This window comes from Erwinia persicina, from assembly GCF_014838825.1.
Taxonomy (GTDB): Bacteria; Pseudomonadota; Gammaproteobacteria; order Enterobacterales; family Enterobacteriaceae; genus Erwinia; species Erwinia persicina_A.
In genome coordinates this window covers 259,174-281,587 of record NZ_JACYMO010000004.1, presented here as the reverse complement: position 1 = coordinate 281,587, position 22,414 = coordinate 259,174, and the positions used below count along the sequence as shown (strand labels likewise).

The 22,414-nt window shown below is 59.2% G+C and carries 13 protein-coding genes, 1 tRNA gene and 1 pseudogene; 9 read left to right on the top strand and 6 right to left on the bottom strand.

Annotation, left to right across the window (positions count from 1 at the left end; all coding sequences use genetic code 11):
- Positions 1–8: 8 nt before the first annotated feature.
- Positions 9–1,052: an aldo/keto reductase gene (locus IFU29_RS12750; protein WP_191934255.1), complete on the bottom strand. Its 1,044-nt coding sequence runs from the start codon at positions 1,050–1,052 to the stop codon at positions 9–11.
- A gap of 179 nt (positions 1,053–1,231) precedes the next feature.
- Here IFU29_RS12750 and IFU29_RS12745 point away from each other — a divergent pair.
- Positions 1,232–2,031: pseudogene (locus IFU29_RS12745) on the top strand (oxidoreductase).
- Positions 2,032–2,112: 81 nt separating this feature from the next.
- Positions 2,113–3,114 (top strand): NADP-dependent oxidoreductase, encoded by a 1,002-nt coding sequence (locus IFU29_RS12740; protein ID WP_191934254.1) that lies wholly within the window; start codon positions 2,113–2,115, stop codon positions 3,112–3,114.
- Positions 3,115–3,171: 57 nt separating this feature from the next.
- Here IFU29_RS12740 and yjjJ read toward each other — a convergent pair whose 3' ends face one another.
- From yjjJ to IFU29_RS12725, 3 genes are all read right to left on the bottom strand, one after another.
- Entirely contained in the window at positions 3,172–4,428 is a 1,257-nt protein-coding gene (gene yjjJ / locus IFU29_RS12735; protein ID WP_244633697.1) for a type II toxin-antitoxin system HipA family toxin YjjJ, read from the bottom strand.
- 239 nt (positions 4,429–4,667) lie between these two features.
- Positions 4,668–4,744 (bottom strand) — tRNA-Ile (locus tag IFU29_RS12730).
- A 172-nt stretch (positions 4,745–4,916) separates the two neighbouring features.
- Positions 4,917–5,471, bottom strand: coding sequence for a histidine phosphatase family protein (locus IFU29_RS12725; RefSeq protein ID WP_191934252.1), 555 nt, complete (start codon positions 5,469–5,471; stop codon positions 4,917–4,919).
- Between the two features lie 647 nt (positions 5,472–6,118).
- On the opposite strand from IFU29_RS12725, the gene IFU29_RS12720 reads away from it, so the two are divergent.
- From IFU29_RS12720 to IFU29_RS12710, 3 genes are all read left to right on the top strand, one after another.
- On the top strand, positions 6,119–7,513 hold the full coding sequence (locus IFU29_RS12720; RefSeq protein ID WP_191934251.1) for an MFS transporter: 1,395 nt from the start codon (positions 6,119–6,121) through the stop codon (positions 7,511–7,513).
- A gap of 119 nt (positions 7,514–7,632) precedes the next feature.
- Positions 7,633–8,655, top strand: a complete 1,023-nt coding sequence (locus IFU29_RS12715) for a LacI family DNA-binding transcriptional regulator (protein ID WP_194710723.1) — start codon at positions 7,633–7,635, stop codon at positions 8,653–8,655.
- 12 nt (positions 8,656–8,667) lie between these two features.
- Positions 8,668–9,654 (top strand): nucleoside hydrolase, encoded by a 987-nt coding sequence (locus tag IFU29_RS12710; RefSeq protein WP_191934249.1) that lies wholly within the window; start codon positions 8,668–8,670, stop codon positions 9,652–9,654.
- An 86-nt stretch (positions 9,655–9,740) separates the two neighbouring features.
- On the opposite strand, the gene IFU29_RS12705 is transcribed toward IFU29_RS12710, so the two are convergent.
- Both IFU29_RS12705 and IFU29_RS12700 read right to left on the bottom strand, forming a co-directional pair.
- On the bottom strand, positions 9,741–11,180 hold the full coding sequence (locus tag IFU29_RS12705) for a PepSY-associated TM helix domain-containing protein (RefSeq protein WP_191934248.1): 1,440 nt from the start codon (positions 11,178–11,180) through the stop codon (positions 9,741–9,743).
- Between the two features lie 51 nt (positions 11,181–11,231).
- A complete protein-coding gene (locus tag IFU29_RS12700) occupies positions 11,232–11,672 on the bottom strand; it encodes a DUF2946 family protein (protein ID WP_191934247.1) in 441 nt (146 codons plus the stop codon).
- A gap of 422 nt (positions 11,673–12,094) precedes the next feature.
- Here IFU29_RS12700 and IFU29_RS12695 point away from each other — a divergent pair, with 422 nt between their 5' ends.
- Genes IFU29_RS12695 through IFU29_RS12680 form a run of 4 tightly spaced genes read left to right on the top strand, consistent with a single transcriptional unit; the run spans position 12,095 to position 22,393 of the window.
- Complete coding sequence (locus IFU29_RS12695) at positions 12,095–13,798, top strand: ShlB/FhaC/HecB family hemolysin secretion/activation protein (protein WP_191934246.1); 1,704 nt, start codon at positions 12,095–12,097, stop codon at positions 13,796–13,798.
- A gap of 1 nt (position 13,799) precedes the next feature.
- On the top strand, positions 13,800–14,318 hold the full coding sequence (locus IFU29_RS12690; protein WP_191934245.1) for a toxin-activating lysine-acyltransferase: 519 nt from the start codon (positions 13,800–13,802) through the stop codon (positions 14,316–14,318).
- Between the two features lie 19 nt (positions 14,319–14,337).
- Positions 14,338–22,116 carry a two-partner secretion domain-containing protein gene (locus tag IFU29_RS12685; RefSeq protein WP_191934244.1) on the top strand — a complete coding sequence of 2,593 codons (7,779 nt, stop codon included), beginning with the start codon at positions 14,338–14,340 and terminating at the stop codon, positions 22,114–22,116.
- A complete protein-coding gene (locus tag IFU29_RS12680; protein WP_191934243.1) occupies positions 22,106–22,393 on the top strand; it encodes a hypothetical protein in 288 nt (95 codons plus the stop codon). The genes IFU29_RS12685 and IFU29_RS12680 overlap by 11 nt, the downstream gene beginning before the upstream one ends.
- Positions 22,394–22,414 lie beyond the last annotated feature (21 nt).

Below are 22,414 nucleotides of genomic sequence, written 5' to 3'. Positions count from 1 at the left end.
TCACGGACTCAGGCGCGCGGCGGCCAGCCTGACGCCAGGTCCATGCCGCCCCGGGTCGAGGGTAATGTTCCGGCAATCTGCTCATGCGGCGTGCCGGCCGGGATTGCGCTGACGGCGTCCAGCCGTTCGACCTGGGCCGCCTCCAGTCTGACCGTCAGGGCCTGCAGGGTATCGTTTAACTGCCCCAGGTGACGTGAGCCCAGGATCGGGATCAGGCTGGTGCTGGCGCGGGCGGCTTTATGCTGCAGCCAGGCGATGGCGACCTGCAGCGGCAGGATCTGCAGCTCCCCGGCAATGGCAATCACCGTATCCAGCAGGGTGGTGTCCTGCTCGGTATGCACCAGCCGCCCGCCGAAGCCGGTCAGTCGGCCTTCGTTGCTCTGACGATACTTGCCGGTAAGCAGACCGCCACCCAGCGGTGACCACAGCGTTGCCGCCATGCCCAGGGCTTCGGCCATCGGCAGCATATCGCGCTCGGCGGTGCGCTGCACCAGGCTGTATTCCACCTGGATCCCGGCAATGCGCGACCAGCCGCGCAGCTCTGCGAGGGTATCTGCACGGGCTACACGCCAGGCGGGGAAGTTTGATAATCCGGCATACTGGATCTTACCGGCCCGCACCAGATCGTCGAACGCGCGCACGATCTCCTCCAGCGGCGTTAGCTGGTCATCGAAGTGCGCCCACAGCAGATCGATACGGTCGGTTTTCAGCCGCTTAAGGCTGCTCTCCACCGACTGGATCATATTCTTCCGGCTGTTACCGGTGCGTGAGATCCCGCCTGCGGGGGAGGCACCCAGGGTGTATTTTGTCGCGACCACAAAGTGATCGCGCTCTGCGGCGATAAACTCCCCGACCAGTTGTTCGGACTGGCCAAACTGATAGGCATCGGCGGTATCAATAAAGTTACCGCCAGCTTCGGCGTAGCCGTCAAAGACCTGCTTTGCTTCTTCCCTTTCCGAACCATAGCCCCAGCCGGTACCAAAGTTACCGGTACCGAGCGCCAGCTCAGAGACGCGTAAACCGGTGTTACGGCCAAACGTGGTGTATTTCATGCAGATGCCTCGCTGTTTTAAATGTTGGTTGACATTTATTATATATGTCATACATCATCTAAAAACGCAATGATGATAATCATCATCTATAAACCCGATTAAAGAGAGCGCCGCCATGAGACTGACCTGCTTACAGCCCGACACCTGCCTGTACACCCTCCTGACCGGAGATCGTGCCCATGACATCCACTAAACCCGTTGCACTGGTCACCGGCGCGTCGTCCGGTATAGGCAAAGCGACGGCGGAGGCGCTGTTGCAGGCCGGTTACGCCGTCTACGGCACCAGCAGACGCGCTGCCGACACTGCGCCCGGATCGCTGCCGATGCTGGCGCTGGACGTCACCCGGGAGGCATCGGTGGCAGAGGCCGTCAGCGAGCTGATGCAGCGTGAAGGTCGTATCGACCTGCTGGTGAACAATGCCGGGGTCGGCCTCAGCCCGGCGGGTGCGGAAGAGAGCTCTGTGCTGCAGGCGCAGGCGCTGTTTGATATCAATTTCTTTGGCATGGTGCGGATGATCCGTGCGGTGGTTCCCCATATGCGGCAGCAGGGCAGCGGGCGGATCATCAATATTGGCTCCATCCTCGGGCTGGTTCCCGTGCCGTACGTGGCGCTGTATGTCGCCAGTAAACATGCGGTGGCGGGGTATTCGGAAGCGCTCGATCATGAGCTGCGCAATCGGGGGATCCGGGTGTCGGTCATCGAACCGGCCTATATCCGCACCCCGTTTGAGGCGAATAACCTGATGGCGGATGCGCTGCTGACAGAGTATGCCGGCGAGCGGGAGACGGTCAGCCTTGCGGTCGGAGCGCTGACGCCCCCTCCGTGGTCGCCGCTGTGGTGCTGAAAGCCGCGCGTGCCGCCAGGCCTCAACGCCGTTATACCGCCGGTAAGGCCGCTGCCCGGCTGCGGTTGTTACGTCATTTTGCGCCGGACAGCGTGCTGGATGCGGGCATTCGTAAAAACCTGAAGCTGGCCTAGCGCGAGGCGTTATTGCACTGTTGCCCCTGAAAGCTCAGGGGCGAACAGACACAGCACTGAATCAATGGCGGGAGACAGATTATGCAGGCGTATATCATTGACGGTTATGGCCGTCAAAACGGCGGACGAATAGCTGAGATGCCGGAGCCCGCGCTGCGCGGCGACGACGTGCTGGTGCAGGTAAAGGCGGCCAGCATCAACGTGCTGGACGCCAAAATTCGCCAGGGGGAATTCAAAATGATCCTGCCGTATCCTCTGCCTCTGATCCTCGGTAACGACCTCGCGGGTGTGGTGGTGCGGGTTGGCGCGGAGGTGCAGCGCTTCCGCCCCGGGGACGAGGTGTATGCACGGCCTGACGCGCGACGTATGGGCACCTTTGCTGAATATATTGCGGTCAGTGAGCGCGATCTGGCGTTAAAACCTGCCAGTCTCAGTATGGAAGAGGCTGCTTCCCTGCCGCTGGTCAGCCTGACCGCCTGGCAGGTGCTGGTAGAGACGGCAAAACTGAAAAAAGGGCAGAAGGTGCTGATCCACGCCGGGTCCGGTGGCGTCGGCACCGTGGCCATTCAGCTGGCGAAACACCTGGGGGCGTATGTGGCGACCACCACCAGTGCCGCCAGTGCGGCGTGGGTCAAAGCGCTGGGGGCGGATGTGGTGATCGACTATAAAACGGAGGATTTCTCTACCCTGCTGCACGATTACGACGTGGTGCTGAACAGCCTGGGCAGTGATGTGCTGGTAAAATCGCTGCAGGTGCTGAAACCCGGCGGCCAGCTGATCTCCATCTCCGGTCCGCCAACCCCGGCATTTGCCACGGAACAGGGTCTCTCCTGGGGGCTGAAGCAGGTGATGCGCCTGCTGAGTTACCGCATCCGGAGGCAGGCTAAACGGCGCGGCATACGCTATTCGTTTGTCTTTATGCGCGCCAGCGGCGAGCAGCTCAGTGAGATTAGCGCGCTGGTGGAGGCCGGGGTGATTAAGCCAGTGGTGGACCGGGTGTTTCCCTTCGCCGAAACCCGGGAGGCGCTGGCGTATGTCGAAACCGGGCGAGCGAAGGGGAAGGTGGTGGTGCGGGTGGAGTAGCAAACTGAAGTTGCTTGAGCGGAAAAATGAACCGCTCAATAACGTTGAACCCGCCTCTTATCCCAGGCGGGCGATACGCGATCTGGCCTCGTCAAGGTGGCGGCGTAAGGCTTCAAGGCACGGGGTGAAACGGGCAGAAAAGCGATCGCAGTTGCTGGCTATAGCAAAAAAGTTCTCCGCCAGATCCAGTGCTTCCCGCCAGATATCTCCGCTAATCACTTCCGATAGTGACGCGGGTCGAAGCTCGTTCACGATTGCGCCACTCGCTTTGGGTGCGAACCCCATAGGCAGAACGTCATAGGCCGGTGCGAGGTGATATGGACGACCATGGTGACTGATGAACGACAGGTTTCCGAGGTGCATATCGGTATTGCCAATCAGGACCCCGAATGCCCAAAGCCGTGCGGTGTCGACGGCGGCATCAGGATGGACATGCCCCTCCGTAATCAGGCTATTGACCAGCGCTGGCCATGAAGCCCTGGCATTACCGACAAACTCTGCATCCAGTGCCCGCAGCGAGAAGACGCCGACACGGCCCATTTGGCCAATGCGATCGAATCGGGGGATCTCGAGGAAACGCTGTCCAGCAAAATCAAATACCTCTGTTTTAACACCCAGCACCTTTAGCGCCAGGTGTTCGGCCAGCAGGAGGTCGCGCCAGCGTTCGCTAACCGGGTTGTCATCCGGGGCCGAGAATTTCACTAACACATGGCCACGTTCTGTATAGGTACAGAATTTCGGCTGTTCACCACCCGCAGATGATCCTGGCGCCTCACCTGCACCCGCCGCCACGGCCAGCGCGGGGTAGGTTGTGGCGCGATCAATGGGGTGGGGTTCTGGCATCTCCAGGAAACGATCCCGTGCCTGCTCCCCTATCAGCAGGTTGCCGATCGCATCATGACCCTGTGCGAGCAACGCCCTGACCACATCCGCGTCTGACCATTGCTCTGGGTTCGCCGCCAGGCCCAGCCCGACCGCGTGCGTCGATGCCCAGGCACGCCCGAGATATCCTTGCGGTCGCATGTCAAACAGCCACCACGGCAGCCCGTCGCTATGGAGGCTCACATTGTCGGTTTGCACCATGACAAACCCGTCAGGGCGAACCGGAATCAGCTCGCCAAGAGGCTGAACGCGCCCTTCACCGGTGATGCGGTAAACAGGTGCAGAGCTGAATCTGCGCCAGGTATCGCGTAGGGCATATTGAATAGAGGGACCTGCCCCGAATCGAACAAGATCGTCACCAAGCTGCCTCAATGCGCGGGACAGTGTTGGCTGGCTAATGTTCATTTTTTCAATCAGTTGCCGTGCCTGCATTGGCCCCTGACTGAGCAACTGGCGTATCGTGTCGAAGCGATCAGGCATAATGTTGAATCACTGAGTGAATAGATAAATGAATAGATAAATGAATAGGTATCCTATCACTTACTGTGTGATCCGTCACCTCCCAAAAGAGGGAGGCAAGCCGTGGCATAAGAACCGGGAAGGGAAATCAAAGCATAAAAAAAGCCACTCCTTTCGAAGTGGCTTAGTGTCCTGATTGAACAGGTAAAATTTGGTGGCCCCAGCTGGACTTGAACCAGCGACCAAGCGATTATGAGTCGCGTGCTCTAACCAACTGAGCTATGGGGCCTGAGGCGCAGGATTATAATGTAACTCAGCGGCGCGATCCAGCGCTTAACTCGCGTCTGCTGCATTTCCAGGCAAAATAGCATTTTTGCGAACTGATTGAAAAATAACCGTAATCTCTCCCGAACTGCCCCCATACGGCCTGCACGACCCGGGTCAGTCACATCAGAGAGGGGCTAAATCACCGGCGGATGATAGATTGCGCTGCTCCAGTAGCGGCTGCTGGCGTGTTTTTCTCCCAGCCAGCCAAGGTGCCGCAGCCTGCGCGCAATCAGCTTGTTCATAATACCGTGCCCCACCAGCAGCACATTTCCCTCGGCGGAAAGCGCGATCAGCCGATCGGCGGCCAGTATTGCCCGCTGCCTGGCCTGAGTACAGGATTCGACTTTCCCGGCATAACCAAACAGCCACATACACCGCAGCACCGGCAGCCAGAACAAAGGGGGCAGGGCGGGGAAAGTCAGCGGCATGACGGGCATTGCTACTTCACAGTACAGCTCATCGATATGGCTGGCGGATTTGCCCAGTTTTGCCAGCGATGAGCGCGCGCGCGGTAGCGTACTGGTGACGATCACCGCCGCCTCCGCGGCCAGCCGCAGGCTGCGTTCGGGCGGCAGGTCGCAGATCTCGGCCAGATCGTAAGCCTCACACCACTCAGCCATCGCCAGCGCAGATCGGCGGCCGGGCAGGTGGTGGTCGGGTTTGCCGTGGCGCATCAAAGTAATGGTCATTATTTTTCGCCTGGAGGGTTCAGTTTTCAGCTTACCCACCCCCCTGGCGAAACACAAACAGCGGCTCAATCTTTACCCTGTCATCTGCGCGCAATACTGACGCGCTATAACGTTGAATCAGCGCCTTAATACGCATTTGTCTTAAGGTTGCGCGATGTTTGAACGGTGAAAAAAAATCGGCTATTTTTCAGGCTGATTATTTCATTGATTTTATTTGGTTTTCTGACGACGCCTACCGGTTGAATGTCAAGAAAATCTAATTAATACCTTCTTGCTTCCTTGATTTATCTACGCGTGTAGATACAATAGCTGTGTAGTGAAAATTCACGGTGCTTGATGGTTATCAGCGTCCTGAAGGTCAATGTTTGTTTCGCGTAACTTATACGACTGGTCAATTTTAGACCGTCGGCGCAAAGCGAATAGATGCGTTCCAACACCAGGGAACCTCACTGCCCGCCAGGTCCGGGTGACCGGAAAAAGAGTGGCCTCCTGAGGCAACCTGTTTTCTGGCACTCTCCTTATTGAGGGCAGACCGACCTTTCGTCATGCTTTTTAACACGGCATCTTCACTGGCGAATTTTCCTCCGCAGGAGGAGTGCGTGCCAGGGACGGTACCGAACAGAACTCCTCACATCAGGGAATTTTTCATGTCTACACCTCAACGCGTTGCACAGGATACTGCAATGCCAGCCGACTCGGCGGCAGATGAACGTTTAGCCACCCCGGAAGGGCGCAAGGATTTCTGGCGTGCGACGCTGTCCTGCTGGCTGGGCACGGCAATGGAATACGCCGACTTTGCGCTGTATGGTCTGGCCGCCGGTATTATTTTCGGTGATGTTTTCTTCCCTGAAGCCACGCCGGCAATGGCCTTGCTTTCTACCTTTGCCACCTGGTCAGTGGGCTTTATTGCCCGCCCGATTGGGGCGCTGTTCTTTGGCTGGCTGGGCGACCGTAAAGGTCGGAAAGTCGTCATGGTCTCAACCATCATCCTGATGGGGGCCTCCACCACCCTGATTGGTCTTATCCCCAGCTATGCCTCGATTGGCGTATGGGCACCGGCATGTCTGGTGCTGCTGCGTTTCAGCCAGGGCTTTGGTGCGGGTGCAGAACTCTCCGGCGGCACGGTGATGCTGGGTGAATATGCCCCGGCGCAGCGTCGCGGTCTGGTCTCTTCGATTATTGCCCTGGGTTCAAACAGCGGCACGCTGCTGGCTTCTCTGGTATGGCTGGCCGTGGTACAGCTGGATCAGCAGTCACTGCAGGAGTGGGGCTGGCGTATTCCGTTCCTGTGCAGCTCGCTGATTGCGCTGGTGGCGCTGTGGATCCGCCGTCATCTGCGGGAAACGCCGGTATTTGAACGCAAAAAAGCCGAGCTGGAAGCGCAGCGTGAGCAGGTGCTGGCCGCCGAACCGCCTGTGCAGGACACCCGTGGATTCTGGCGTCGCAGCCGTGCCTTCCTGACCATGGTCGGACTGCGCATCGGTGAAAACGGCCCGTCGTATCTGGCCCAGGGCTTCATTATCGGTTATGTGGTCAAAGTGCTGGCAGTGGACAAATCCGTGGCGACTACGGCGGTGTTTATTGCGTCGCTGCTTGGCTTCCTGATCATCCCGCTGGCCGGCTGGCTGTCCGACCGCTTTGGTCGTCGCATCACCTATCGCTGCTTCTGCCTGCTGCTGATTATCTACGCGTTCCCGGCCTTCATGCTGCTCGACTCGCGTGAGCCGGCCATTGTGATTGCCACCATCGTCACCGGTATGGGGCTGGCATCGCTGGGTATCTTTGGCGTGCAGGCGGCCTGGGGTGTGGAAATGTTTGGTGTTCATCATCGCTACACCAAAATGGCCACGGCGAAGGAGCTGGGGTCGATCCTCTCCGGCGGAACTGCACCGCTGGTGGCCTCCGCGCTGCTGGCCTGGACCGGGCACTGGTGGCCAATTGCGACCTATTTTGCCGTGATGGCGGGTATCGGTTTCCTGACCACGTTTGTGGCACCGGAAACCCGGGGCCGCGATCTGAATGCACCGGAAGATGCGATTTAACCACGGAAGACAGCGTTAAATAGCGTGGGCTGCGGCCCGCGCATTTTTCGTGCAGGGCAATCTTAAGGAACTCGCGGGCCGGATATTTTTCCGGCCTGAACTGTTTATTGGTGAGGAGAATGCCTGTGGCAAAAACCATTCATCACCGGGCTACGCGGGCCGACGTGGCGAAAGAAGCCGGAACGTCGGTCGCCGTGGTGAGCTACGTGGTCAACAACGGTCCGCGTCCGGTTGCGCCCGCCACGCGCGAACGCGTACTGGCGGCGATCAAACGCACCGGCTACCGCCCCAATAGCGTGGCGCGTGCGCTGGCTTCCGGGACGACCAAAACCTACGGTCTGGTGGTACCCAATATCGGCAATGCCTTTATTGCTTCACTGGCCCATGAGCTGCAACAGCAGGCGCTGGCCAACGATATGGTGATGCTGCTGGGCGATGCCGGTGACAGCCGCAAGCGTGAACTGCAGCTGATCAATAATCTGTTAAGTCAGCAGGTGAACGGCCTGTTCTATATCAGCGTCGATCGCCATCCCTACATTGATGTTCTGCAGTCCAGCGGTACGCCGTTTGTCATGCTGGACAGGGTTGACCCCGGGCTGCCAGTAAGCGTGATCCGCGTTGACGAGCGGGCGGCATCGCACCAGGTGACCGCCCATCTGTTGAGCCACGGCTATCAGGAGGTGGGGATCATCTGCGGTCCGGCAGAGATGCTGAATACGCAGGATCGCCTGCGCGGCTGGCGTGATGCGCTGGCGGAGTACGGCGTGGAAGAACGCCCGGAGTGGATATTCCATACTCCTTATACCCGCGACGGCGGCTACCAGGCGGCACAGCGAATGATGCAGGGTGCAACGCGCCCGCGCGCGCTGTTTACCTCTAACGAAGCCCAGGCGATCGGCTGTATTCGGGCGCTGTCGGAACACGGTCTCCGCGTGCCGGATCAGCTGGCGCTGGTCTGTTTTAACGGTACTGACCAGTCGGCCTATCACGTGCCCTCGCTGACCACCGTGCGTCAGCCGGTACGCAAAATGGCAGAGACGGCGATTAAAATGCTGGCGGCATGGAAAGGGGAGGAGACGTTAAGTGAATTCTCTCATCACCTTGAGTTGGGTGAGTCCTGCGGCTGTAAGTCGGGAAAATAATAAGATAAAACGATGAAAAGATTGATTATTGATTGTGATCCGGGGAACGGTATTACGGGAGCCAACGTTGACGACGGGCTGGCTCTTGCACTGGCGCTGGCCGCGCCGGAAATTTCACTTGAGCTGATCACTACCGTGGCGGGTAACACCCCCAGCCAGGTAGGATACAGCGTGGTGAAGGATCTGATGGCGCGCCTCGGACTGCCGGTAACGGTAGCGAAAGGCGCAGAGGCAGCGTTGTCTGAGCCAGCGGCCCCGTGGCGTGACGCGTTGGATCAGCGTGTTCACAGTAACCAGCTGGCACACCTGTGGCGCGGCGTGCGTCAGCCTCAGTCATTTCCTGCGCCTGCGGTCGAGGCGGCAGACGCAATGGGGCAGCTGATTTGCGCTAATCCGGGAAAAATTACCCTGGTGGCGATCGGCCCGCTGACTAACGTCGCACTGGCGCTGGAGCGCTACCCGGAGATGGCCGATGCGGTTCAGGAAATCGCCATTATGGGCGGTGTCTTTGCGCTGGATGATTTTATTAAAGATACCAACTTCGGCATTGACCCGGAGGCCGCGCACCGGGTGCTGACCAGCGGGGCCAATATCACTCTGGTGCCGATGGATGTCACCAGCCAGACGCTGATGACGCATCAGGATCTGAACCGGATCGCGCAGATCGACACGCCGCTGGCGCGTTTCGTTACCGAGACGCTGCGTCCGTGGATTGATTATTCCATTCAGACCCGTCATCTGCCGGGCTGCTGGATCCACGACGCGCTGGTGGTGGCCTGGCTGCTTAATCAGCGGGTGGCAACGGCGGCAGACTATTTTGTTGATGTGGAGCTGCGCCCGGGAATGACGCGTGGCAAGTCATGGCGCTTTCGCCAGCCGCTGCGGGTGGATGTGGCTATTGGTGAGCCGACAGGCGGGCTGGTGCATGTCCTGCAGTCGGTGGATAATCAGCTGCTGCTGGCGATGCTGGAGCATTATCTGGCGAAGCCATTAGCGTAACGTCCGTTTGGCCTGTTCCGCGATCCGGAGGGGCTGACCGGAACAAACGGTCAGCCCCTACAGATATCCCGGTGCTGTATTGATGGTCAGGCGCGCACGGCGCGCCGCCAGCGCCACACATCCACGCCCAGTAACACCAGCAAACTCACGCCCATCACTGGCAAACAGACCGCCACCACCGCCGTCACCACCAGCAGCAGAAAGCGTGCGCTGATCGACAACGGCTGCCAGCAGCCCAGCAGGGTATCCAGCGGGGAAATCTGCCCGCTCTGCGGCCGGCGCAGCCACCACATGCGATAGCCCATCACAATCATCACGCACAGCCCGCCGCCAGACAGCACCAGCACCAGCTGGTTTGCTACGCCGAACAGCACGCCCATATGTGCATCCACCCCCCAGCGCGTCAGTTTGGCCAGCAGACCAAAGTCGGCGAACGCCACTTTATCGGTCACGCTGTTGTTCTGCGGGTCCACCGCCACGCTGTCAACCTGCGTCGGCCAGCGTCGGTCAATCTCATTCACGGTCCAGGCTTTATCCGCCAGGTAGGAGGGGCGGATCTCCAGTTTGGCCGCGTCGATCCCTGCGGCACGCGCCGCGTTGAGCACGCCATCAAACTGTGCCGGACTGACGGCGGCCGGGTGGGCTGGCGGTGCAGCATGAGGGGCAACGTTCATATGGCCGTAATGCTCCGCATGTTCATCCGCTGGCATTGCCATTTTCAGGGCGGGTTCAGGTTGCAGAGCGGTGTTCACCGCGGGCGTCATCCAGCCAAAGTGGCTGCGCATCAGGGCGATATTGTCCCCGGCCCAGCGTGACCAGGTCAGCCCCGTCGCGGAGAAGAACACCAGTCCCAGCAGCAGGGTAATACCCAGCGTGGTGTGCCAGTGGCGATGACCGGCCAGACGCTGTGCCCGCGTCGGCGCTGCCCGCACAGGTTTACGGCGCGGTGTGCGCTGAGTGGCCCACAGCAGCGCGCCGCCAAGCGCGGCAATCCACAGCCAGCTGGCCGCCAGCTCACTGTAGTTGCGGCCAATATCCCCCAGCAGCAGGTTGCGGTGCAGATAGTCCAGCCAGGTGCGCAACGGCAGTACGCCGCTGGTACCGTACACCGTCATTATCCCCGCGACGTCCAGCGTTTTCGGGTCAATAAACACCGCCCGGGTTTCCGACGGCCCGAGATCGGCGCTGGCAAACATCACGCGGGTCGTCTCTCCCTCATTCGGTGCCGGACGTACGGCAGCGATTCTGGCTGCCGGCTCCATCACGCTAACGGCTTTGGCCACCTGTGCAGACAGCGACTGGTCCGGCCCGGTTGCCGTGGTAAACAGCTGCGAATGATACAGCCGGTTTTCCAGCTGCGGCGTCATCACATACAGCGTGCCGGTCAGGGCCGCGACAAAAATAAACGGCGCGATAAACAGGCCAATATAGAAATGCAGTCGACGCAGCAGCGCCATCAGTGCGCTGCGGGTGTGGGTGACGTGCGCAGCCGCACGTCGGATATTCTCTGACATAGTCTCTTCCATCCACCTGTTTTGCAGGTATTCACGGGGTCTGCGGCGGGCCCGCAGGTCAAATTAACGTGAAGCGAGCGTCAGCGGTGGGGCGCGGGGATGGAAGCAGTGAGGAACAACGCGGGCGACGACCGGCTGGAACAGCGGCACGTCCGGCAGCGTGGCGGCCTGTAATGACGACCACAGCAGTGGCAGCGTCATCAGGTCGAGGGGCAGATGAACCAGCAGCACGCAGTAGCCGCAGGCATTGTCATCCATCATGGACATCGGATGGTGTCGGGGCAGGGTATTCGCATCGCCGCTGTCTGCCATTTCATGATGGACAGCGGGCATCTCAGACATGTCCATCATCATTCCGTGATGCATCATCATCGTGCTTTCACCGCCGCGCGCCTGCGCCAGTGATTTAGAGATCACCGGTGCAACGAACAGCAGCAAAATAGCCAGCAGGGCCAGCCAGGCGGCAGGACGGCTGCGGACGGTAGAAAATGAGATCAGTGACACGCCTTTTCTTCAAGCAGGAATACCCGGCGGGAGTGTACTTGAATTTGCCGTGTGAGGTGAAAAGTAATCTCTTTTTCAGGCGGCCTGCGTAATAAGGCGGGGTTTTTTTCCGTACCAGTGGCGACTGTATACATGGGGTATTATCTTCACTATTTCTACTTGTTTCCGGTTAATTCCAGATGGTGAATTTGACTTATGGTAATTTATGTATTTTTTCTTAAATATTGTATAATTTATTGATTAATAAGATTTTAATTTTCATTATCTTTCGTGTGGATAGCCTTTTAGCGGGTTTTTTTGTGTTCGAAAATGTGAGTCAAATGTAAGTATAATGTAAGTTTAGGAACAATCCTGGAAGAGAAATCGTTAAAGTACCTGGCATCAACATCGTATAAATAATAAACCTTGCTCAGGGCAACACTATGCTACGGATTGCGTCTGGAAAAGACGGGGTAACCCCTGCACGTCTCAGTAGTCTGGCCGTTATTATTAGTTTATTTCACGCAGGAAGCGTGGTCGCTGCCACGGCTGGCGATCAGCAGCTGATTAATCAGCAGGAACGTCAGCGCGCCGCGGAACGTCAGCTGACGCCGCCCACCCCGGACGTGCGTTTACAGGCACCGGGCAGCTTCTTCAGTCACCTTCAGTTCCCCAGCGAACAGCCCTGTTTCCCGCTGCAACACATCGAGTTGCAGGGGCGGGATGCCTTCCCGCACTGGATGCCACTGCAAAAGCTGGCCGATCAGGCGCAGGGGCAGTGCCTGGGTGGGAAGGGGATCAACCTGCTGATGAGCGCCGTGCAGAATCGGCTGGTGGATCATGGTTATGTCACCGCCCGCGTGCTGGCACCGCCGCAGGATATTAATAGCGGCACCCTGAAGCTGATGCTGGTCCCCGGAAAGGTGCGCAACATCCGCCTGACGCCGGACAGCGATCGCTACGTCCAGCTCTATACCGCTCTGCCTTCCCGTTCCGGGGAGTTGCTGGATCTGCGCGATATTGAACAGGGGCTGGAAAATCTGCAGCGGCTGCCAACCGTGCAGGCGGATATGCAGATTGTTCCCGGCGAGCAACCGGGAGAAAGCGATATCAACGTCAGCTGGAAACAGACTCGCCACTGGCGGCTCGGCGCGTCGCTGGATGACTCCGGCAGCAGAAGCACCGGACGCTATCAGGGTGGCCTGACGCTTTCCCTGGATAACCCGCTGTCACTCAGCGACCTGTTTTACGTTTCAGCCAGTCAGGCTTTGCAGCCCAAAACCGATCGCGACAGCAAAAATACCCTGATCCACTACTCTGTCCCCTTCGGTTACTGGACGACCGGTGTCACCTTCAGCGACTACGATTATCGTCAGTCGGGGTTGGGAACCGGCTTCGACTACCGCTACAGCGGCAAAAGCAAGAACCTTAATTTCCAGCTCGGACGCGTGCTGCACCGCAGCGGCAGCCAGAAAACCTCGTTTACTTATGAGGTGATGACGCGCGAATCCAGTAACTACATTAACGATACAGAGATTGAGCAGCAGCGCCGTCAGACCTCTGCCTGGCGTCTGGGCTTACAGCATCGCCACTATATCGGTCAGGCCACGCTGGATGCCGGCGTCAGCTATCAGCGCGGTACCCGCTGGTTTGGAGCCCAGCCTGCACCGGAAGAGAATTTTGATGAAGGCACCGGGCTGGCGAAGATTATTCAGCTCTCCCTGCAGCTGGATGCACCGTTCGAGCTGTGGGGCCAGTCCTTCCGCTATAACGGCCAGTTCCAGCGTCAGATGACCCACTCCCGGCTGACGCCGCAGGATCAGATGTCCATTGGTAACCGCTGGACGGTGCGCGGTTTTGACGGGGAATTTACCCTGAACGGCGACGAAGGCTGGTACGTGCGTAATGACATCGCGTGGCGAACCCCGTTACCGAATCAGGAAATTTACCTGGGTGCGGACTATGGCGAAGTGAAGGGCGGTATTGATTATCAGGTCGGGCGTCACTTGGCGGGCGGCGTGATTGGCCTGCGCGGTAATGCTTTTAATACCGGCTATGACCTGTTCGCCGGGGTGCCGTTCTCTAAACCGGACGGTTTCAGCACCAGCCCGGTCACCCTCGGTTTCAATCTGAGCTGGCAATACTGATATGGCGATCCCGGTGAAGGGTTTTCAGGTTATTTCCCCGCTGCTGAGTGACACCTTCAGCGAGTCCGAAGTGCTGGGGGCCAGCGTCTGGCTGTGGATGCACTCGGCGCAGCATCGCGACATTCCCCTCAGCGCGCTGCCGACGCTGCTGCTGCCCGCCATCAAGCACCAGCAGTTTGCGCTGGCGATGCGTGACGGCAAACCGGTGTTTTTCCTGAGCTGGGCGTGGATGGATGAAGAGGCGGAACAGCGTTATCTCACGCAGTCCGGCATCCACGTACAGGAACGGGACTGGAACAGCGGCAACCGCCTGTGGATCCGCGACTGGATTGCGCCGTTTGGAGAGCAGCAGGCGCTGCGCCGGCTGGTCGGTGGCACGCTGTTCCCGCACCACTGCGTACGTTCGCTGTATCACAAGGGCGAACAGCGCGGTCTGCGCGTTATGAATTTCCGTGGTGATGCGGTCACGCATCAGGATTTTGCACGCTGGCAGCGCGAAACGCCGCTGGCAAGCCGTTAACTGGAAGGGATGAACCCCGGTGAATAAGAATCTTTATCGCGTAATTTTCAACAAGGCGCGCGGCCTGTTGATGGTGGTGGCTGAAAATGGCCGTGGTCATGGCAAAGGCCCGGCGGTCAGCGGCGAAGGGCATACGCTCAGTCAGCTGATTGGGCAGCTGTCACCGCTGGCGTTCTTCACTCTGGGCGTGCTGGGCATGGTAGCGCTGGTGCCCCAGGCGCAGGCGGCAGGGATTGCCGCAGACGGTAAAGCGCCTGCCGGCCAGCAGCCGATGGTCGGCAAGACGGCCAACGGGACGCCGCAGGTGAATATTCAGGCCCCGAGTGCGGGCGGTGTGTCGCGTAATACCTACAGCCAGTTCGATGTGGATAAAAAAGGCGTGGTGCTGAACAACTCCCATCGAAACGTGCAGACGCAGCAGGGGGGCTGGGTATCGGGTAACCCTTACCTGGCGCGCGGCGAGGCAAAAGTCATTCTGAATGAGGTGAACTCGCGCGATCCCAGTAAGCTGAATGGCTATATCGAAGTGGCGGGTAAAAAAGCCCAGGTGGTGATTGCTAACCCTGCCGGGATCACCTGTGAAGGCTGCGGTTTTATCAATGCCAACCGTTCAACGCTGACCACCGGTAAAGCGATTATGCAGAACGGCCAGATCGCCGGTTATCAGGTGAATGGCGGGGAGATTGTGGTACAGGGTGCCGGGATGGACAGCAGTCGTCAGGATTACACCGACCTGATTGCGCACACGGTAAAAGTGAACAGCGGTGTCTGGGCGAAAGACCTGAAGGTGACGACCGGCAAAAACCGCGTCAGCGCCGACGGGGAGACCGTCAGCAAAAATGCCGGGACAACCGATGATAACGCGGTGAAGCCGGTGGTGGCGCTGGATGTGTCCGAACTGGGTGGCATGTACGCCGGAAAGATCCGGCTGATCGGTACGGAGCGCGGTGTCGGCGTGCGTAACGCCGGGACCCTCGGTGCTCAGGCCGGCAGCGTCACTATCAGCGCTGACGGCCATATTGAAAACAGCGGCACCGTGAATGCCAGCGATGATATTCAGGTTAGCGGCAGCGGGTTGAGTAACAGCGGTACGCTGTATGCCCAGCGCGACATGAAGGCCACCGTCAGCGGCCAGCTGAACAATGCGGGTATGATTGTGGCGGCGCGGCACACCCGCGTCGGGGCAGGCCAGATTGACAGTAGCAAAGAGGGCGTCTTTGGTGCCGGGGTGAAGAACGCGGGCAGCCTGGGGGAAAGCGGCGATCTGACCCTCACCAGCAGTGGAAAACTGGCCAGCCACGGACAGAACCTGGCGGCAGGGAAACTGGCGATGACGGGGACAGATATTGACCTCAGCGACAGCCAGAGCAGCGGGGCGGAAGTGGCGGTGACAACCGGCGGGATGCTGAACAACGATCGCGGCGCGATCTCTGCCACCCGGGGCGATCTGACGCTGACCAGCGGCCAGCTGACTAACAGCAGGGGATCGGTCTATGCCGGACGGGATGTTAACGCCAGCGTCAGCGGGCAGCTGAGTAATGACGGGCTGATTGCTGCCGGTCGCGATACGCACGCCCGCGCCGGAGAGTTGAACAGCGGGAAAAATTCGGTCTTTGGCGGCGGTATTAACGCTGACGGCAGCGTAAGAAAAAGCGGCGATCTGACGCTGACCAGCAGCGGTAAACTGGCCAGCCACGGGCAGAACCTGGCGGCGGGTAAGCTCGACGTGCAGGCCGCAGACATTGACCTGAGCGACAGCCGCAGTGCGGGCTCGGCGGTGACGGTAACGTCTCCGGGGGCGATCGGTAACGATCGCGGCATGATCTCCGCGCTGGGGGGCGATCTCACGCTGAATGGCGCGCAGGTCGACAATAACGGCGGACGGCTGGAATCTGCGGGTAACGTGCAGGTGCGCAGCACCGGCCTCAATAACGTCGGCGGGACGGTGGTTGGCCAGCAGTTGACGCTGGAAACGGGCGGTCTGGCACTGAACAACCAGAACGGCGGTATTGCCGCCGTAGAGAACGCAACGCTGACGGCAGGCGCGCTGAATAACGAGGGCGGAAAAATCATTGCCGGAAAAAATCTCAACGCCAGCCTCCAGTCGCTCAACGGCAGCGGACAACTGCTGTCCCTGGGCGATATGCAGCTGGGGGTTAACGGCGACTTCAACAATACCGGCAGTGCGCTGGCCAACGGCAACCTCGACCTCGGCGTTCAGGGCACCCTGGATAATGCCGGTCAGCTGGGCGCGGGCCAGCAGTTAGCGGTGACGGCGGCCAGCCTGAATAATCAGCAGAGCGGTGATATCAGCGGGCAGCGTACGCATCTGAATATGGCCGGTAGCCTGACTAACCGGGGCATTATCGATGGTGTCGAGACCGTGCTGAAGGCGGGGACGGTGAATAATATCGGCACCGGACGCATTTACGGCGATCACCTGGCGATCCAGGCCGGGGAACTGAATAACCTGACCGAAGGCGAGAGTGCGGCGACGATCGCCGCCCGCCAGCGCCTGGACCTCGGCGTCGGCACGCTGAACAACAACGCTCACAGCCTGATTTACAGCGGCGGCGATATGTCGATTGGCGGTCAGCTGGATGAAAATAATGCCGCCACCGGGCGTGCCACCACCCTCAACAACCACAGCGCCACCATTGAATCCGCCGGTAATATGCTGATCAATACCGGCACGCTGAACAACATCAATGACCATTTTGCTACCCAGATGGTACATATCTCGGAGGAGCAGAAAGAAGAATATATGGTGCCGTCGCTGAACAACGGCGTCCATTACGGCACCAGCGACTACGACATTACCTTCTCGCATAATGAGGTGCAGCACATCTGCATTAACGGCGTGGTGTGTAATCAGGATCACTACTATCAGTATGCCTATACGCAGAACACCTGGCAGGAACAGGTCACCGAATCCGATCCTGCCCAGATCATTGCCGGCGGCAGCCTGGGCATTAACGCCGACAGTACCCTGAACGATAAGAGCCGTATTATCGCCGGTGGCGATCTGTTGATCAGCAACGCCAACCTGAAAAACGTGGAAGTGGCCGGCACGCTGCTGGTGCAGAAAGTGGGGCAGGTGATCGAATGGGACCGCATCCACAAGAAAGGGCATGATAAACAGAAACACGATGCCTCACCTTATACGCCGCCGGATGAAATCCAGTCGATTTCTCTGTCACCGGGTGTTGTCAAAGGCAATACTCAGGTACAGAGCAGTGCCCCAACGTTAGATGGCTACAGCCTGGGCCTGCTGAACGGTGGCGATCTGGCATCCCTGCCGGGCGGCCAGCGTATTGAAATTGCGGGCCAAACGGATGCGACGGTCATCCGCTCGCAGGTGCCGGACACTACGCTGCCGGAAAACAGCCTGTTCAGTCAGCTTCCCTCCGCCTCCAGCAGCTACCTGATCGAGACCGATCCGCGCTATACCAACCAGAAAACCTGGCTCAGTTCCGACTTCATGCTGTCGCAGTTACAGTCCGATCCGGATATCACCCAGAAACGCCTGGGTGACGGCTTCTATGAGCAGCGGCTGGTGCGCGAGCAGCTGGTGGAGCTGACCGGCGATCGCTACCTCGCCGGGTATCAGAGTGATGAAGAGCAGTACAAGGCGCTGATGGAGTCAGGCGTGGCCTTCGGTAAAGCCTTTGGACTGGTACCGGGCGTGGCGCTGACCGCCAGCCAGATGGCCAACGTGACCAGCGATATGGTCTGGCTGGTGGCGCGTGACGTCATGCTGGCCGATGGCAGCCGTCAGAGCGTGCTGGTTCCGCAGGTCTATGCCCAGGTTAAACAGGGCGATATGGACGGCAGCGGCGCACTGCTTGCCGGACGCAACATTGCCATCGGCGTCAGCGGTAACATGCTCAATACGGGGCGGGTCAATGCCAGCCAGCTGGTGAGCATTAGCGGCGATACGATCACCAACGTCGGCGGTATTATCAGCGGCGGCAGCGTGCAGCTGCTGGCCAACACGGATCTGACCAATAACGGCGGGCTGATCCAGGCGCAGAATTCGCTGGTAGCCAGCGCGGGACGCGATCTGAACCTCGTGTCGCAAACCACCCACACGGAAAGTACCAACGGCAGCAACCGCTTTAGCCGCGACACGGTGTCCCGCGTGGCTGGCATGTATGTGCAGCAGGATGATGGCAAACTGGCGCTGCAGGCGGTACGCGACGTCAATCTGCAGGGGGCAAAAGTGGTCAACGCCGGGGAAAACGGCCAGACCACCGTGGTCGCCGGGCGCGATATTAACCTGACGGCGGTCAATTCTGGCAGCAGTGACAACATCGTCTGGAATAAAGACAATCACCTGAGCCAGAGTACCACCACCGCACAGGGTAGTGAGATCACCGGCGCAGGCAATGTGCTGATGCAGGCGGCAAATAATATCACCACGGCAGCGGCTAAGCTGAATGCGGGCAACGCGCTTAACCTGAGCGCCGGTAACGACATCAGCATCGGTACCGCCGGTGAGGATGCCTCCCTGGATATGGCGTCGAAGGTTAAGGGGTCAGGCTTCCTGTCCAGCAATACCACCAAAACCCGCGCCGGGTTTACCGAAGAGAACGCGGTCGCCAGCAGCCTGGGTGGAAAAAATATCACCCTGATGGCCGGGCACGATCTCGGTGTCAGCGGCAGTAATGTTGCCGCAGATGATTCACTGACGATGAAAGCAGGTAACAATCTGACGGTGGACACGGCTCAGGAGAGCCGCGACGCCTGGGCGATGAAGCAGAAAACCAAGTCCGGCCTGATGAGCAACGGCGGGCTGGGTGTCAACATCGGGACTAACTTCACCAAATCCACCAATGAAACGGTCAGTGCGACGGCGCAGGGCAGCCAGATCGGTTCGGTCAGCGGCGATACCACGCTGATTGCCGGTAACGATCTGAAGGTTAAGGGTTCAGAAGTGATCGCCGGTAACGATATCAATCTGATCGGCAAAAACGTGGAAATTGGCTCGGTTGAAAACAGCGCCAGTACGCACAGCACGTCAGAAACGCGCTCCAGCGGCCTGACGCTGGCTCTTTCCGGCGCGGTCGGTGACGCCCTGAATACGGCCAACACCATTTCTGAGATGGAAACCGATAAGCAGGACGACCGCATGGCGCGTCTGCAGCTGGTGAAAGCGGGCCTGGATGGCTATCAGGCTACGCAGGCCATCCGCGGGGCACTGCAGGATCCGAGAAATGACAGCTTTGTCGGCATCAGCCTGTCGCTGGGCATGCAGAAAGAACACAGTGAGAGCCAGAGCGAGCAGATGACGTCGGCGGGCAGCGCTATTCAGGCCGCCCACAATCTGAATATCTTCGCGAACGGCAGCGACGGCGCGACGCAGAATGGCGACATCCTGGTACAGGGCAGCCAGCTGCAGGCGGGGAATGAGATGCTGTTATCCGCTGCGCGCGATATCAACCTGCTATCGGCAGAAAACAGCCAGGTCTCCAGCAGCGATAAGAGCAGCGGAGGGGGTTCTGTGGGTGCCAGCATTGGCGCGGGTTCCGGCGGTGTCGGTCTCAGCATCTTTGCCAAAGCCAACAAAGGTAAAGGCAGTGAAGACGGCGACGGTCTGACCCACAGCGAAACCACGCTGGACGCGGGTAACAAGGTGACGCTGCTCAGCGGCCGCGATACCACCCTGACCGGGGCGCAGGTCAGCGCCGATCGCATCGTGGCGGATGTCGGGCGCGACCTGACCATCACCAGCGAGCAGGACAGCAATAACTTCAAGTCAAAAAATCAGAACGTCAGCGGCGGGCTGAGCTTCACCTTTGGGTCGATGACCGCCAGCGGCAGCCTGTCGGTCAGCAACGACAAGCTGAAGAGCAACTATGACAGCGTGCAGGAACAGAGCGGCATTTTCGCCGGAGACGGCGGCTATGATGTCACGGTTGGCAATCACACCCAGCTTAACGGGGCGGTGATTGGCAGCACCTCTGAGGCGGCGAACAATCGTCTCGACACCGGCACCCTGGGCTTCAGCGATATTGAGAACCGTGCCGACTATGCGACCTCTGGCGTGAGCGTCGGGCTGACCAGTGAGTTCAAACTGGAAAAAAGCGCTGGAGCATCGAACGGAGATCAGAGTAAAGAGAAGACCCCCTACACGCCGAAACTGACTCAGCTGGGGCAGAATATTGCGCCAACCTCGATGTCGGCGGTACAGACCTCCGGCGACGGTTCCAGCACCACCCGTTCGGCCGTATCTGACGGTACGCTGATTGTCCGCAATGCTGACCAGCAGCAGGATGTCAGCACCCTGAGCCGTGATGTGGAACACGCTAATCAGACGCTCAGCCCAATCTTTGATAAGGCGGCGGAACAGAAGCGCCTGCAGAAAGCACAGCTGATCGGCTCGATTGCGTCTTCCACCATGAACACTATCCTTACCGAGCGCCAGCTGTATGCCAACCAGCAGGGCATCGAGGAGGTGGGTGAAAAGCCGGGGGCCAATGCGTCGCCAGAGCTGCGCAAACAATACTGGGATGCGGTAACAGGCAGCAGCGCCTACAAGAAAGCAATGGAAGGCTACGGCCCGGATGATACCTGGGTGAAAGCGGGGAATGCGGCTGTGACGGCGATCGGTGCGCTGGCGGGAGGTGACCCGGCGAAAGCGCTGGCGCAGGCCTCCACGCCTTATCTGGCCGGGGTGATTAAAGATGTCACCTATAACGATCCGAAAAATCCGACTGCGCAGGAGATTGCCACCAATGCCTTTGCCCACGCCATCCTCGGCGGGGTTGTGGCGGAAATGAGCGGGCAGAATGCGCTGGCAGGTGCCGCAGGGGGCGCGGGCGGCGAGCTGGCTATCCGTGCCATTCATAACGCACTGTACCCGGACGTCGCAACGGACCAGCTGGATAATCAGCAGAAAAATACCATTAAGAACCTGGCGCTGATTGCCACCAGTCTGACCGGTGCACTGGTGTCCGGCGATACCGCGGGTGCGGTGGATGCCTATAAAGCTGGCAATAATGCCATGACCAATAACTACCTCAAGCCTGAGCAGATCGACAAGTTTGCCGCGAAGGCGCAGGGGTGTGAAGCGCGCGGTGACTGCGCGACGGTCAGAAAAGAGATGCAGCAACTCAGCCTGAAACAGCAGGACGAGCTGATTGCCGTCTGTGCGACCGATGCGGCAGCCTGTAAGGCCAACTTTGGTGATGTGACCGCTAACGGTATGCTGGTACGTGAGGCGATCGATCGGGTGCTGGGGTCGGATGATGTGCCGTGGAAGATGAAGAACGACATGTCTGCGCTCTTTGCCCAGCAGATGGAGGCCGAAGGCGTGGTGTCCAGTACGCAGTTCGCACAGCAGCTGCAAAGCCGCTACGGTATGGATGCCGATCGCGCGCAGCTTCTGGCGGGTGCAGCGCTGGGCGCGCTGAGTGGCGGTATCAAAGGCACGCGTAGCCCGGTGAGCAGCGGCAAAGGTAGCAGCAGTACGGCGACGCCACCCGCCAGCGGCAGCGTACGCGACCCGGCCCTGCCGCTGGGCAGTAAACAAAATCAGATGAATCAGCCTAAAAACCCGTCTTATCAACCGGTAAGAAACGAGGCTGGCACCATCAGCAACCGCGAGTATTCAGGTCACTCTTTAGATAGAATGCAGGATCGCGGCATCATGCCGTCGGTGGTGGAAAACACCATCAAGACGGGCGTTGCGACCCCAAGCCGGGGAAATACAACGTCGTACTATGATGCCACTAACAATGTTTCGGTCGTAACGAACAGTTCTGGAAAAGTGGTGACGGTGAAATATGGTAAATAAGGCGCAGTTGATCGAACTGGCAGAGCGGGCTTCAGAGGATCTGTTTGCCTGGGCCAGCTTTGTCGCACACACCGAATTTTTGTGGCAGGACAGTGCGCTGGTCACGGACGCGGACGCCTGGCAAAGCCTGTGGTTTGAACTGGAGATCGTCAATGGTCTGGCGCTGGCGGAGTGGGAAGAGCAGGGACGTCCCGCCGACTGGTCGGCAAGCTGGCGTGAAAACTATCAGCAGGATGCCCGCGAACTGGCTGCGGAACTCCTGGCACTGACCGCCTGATCCCCGATGAGGAGAACGACC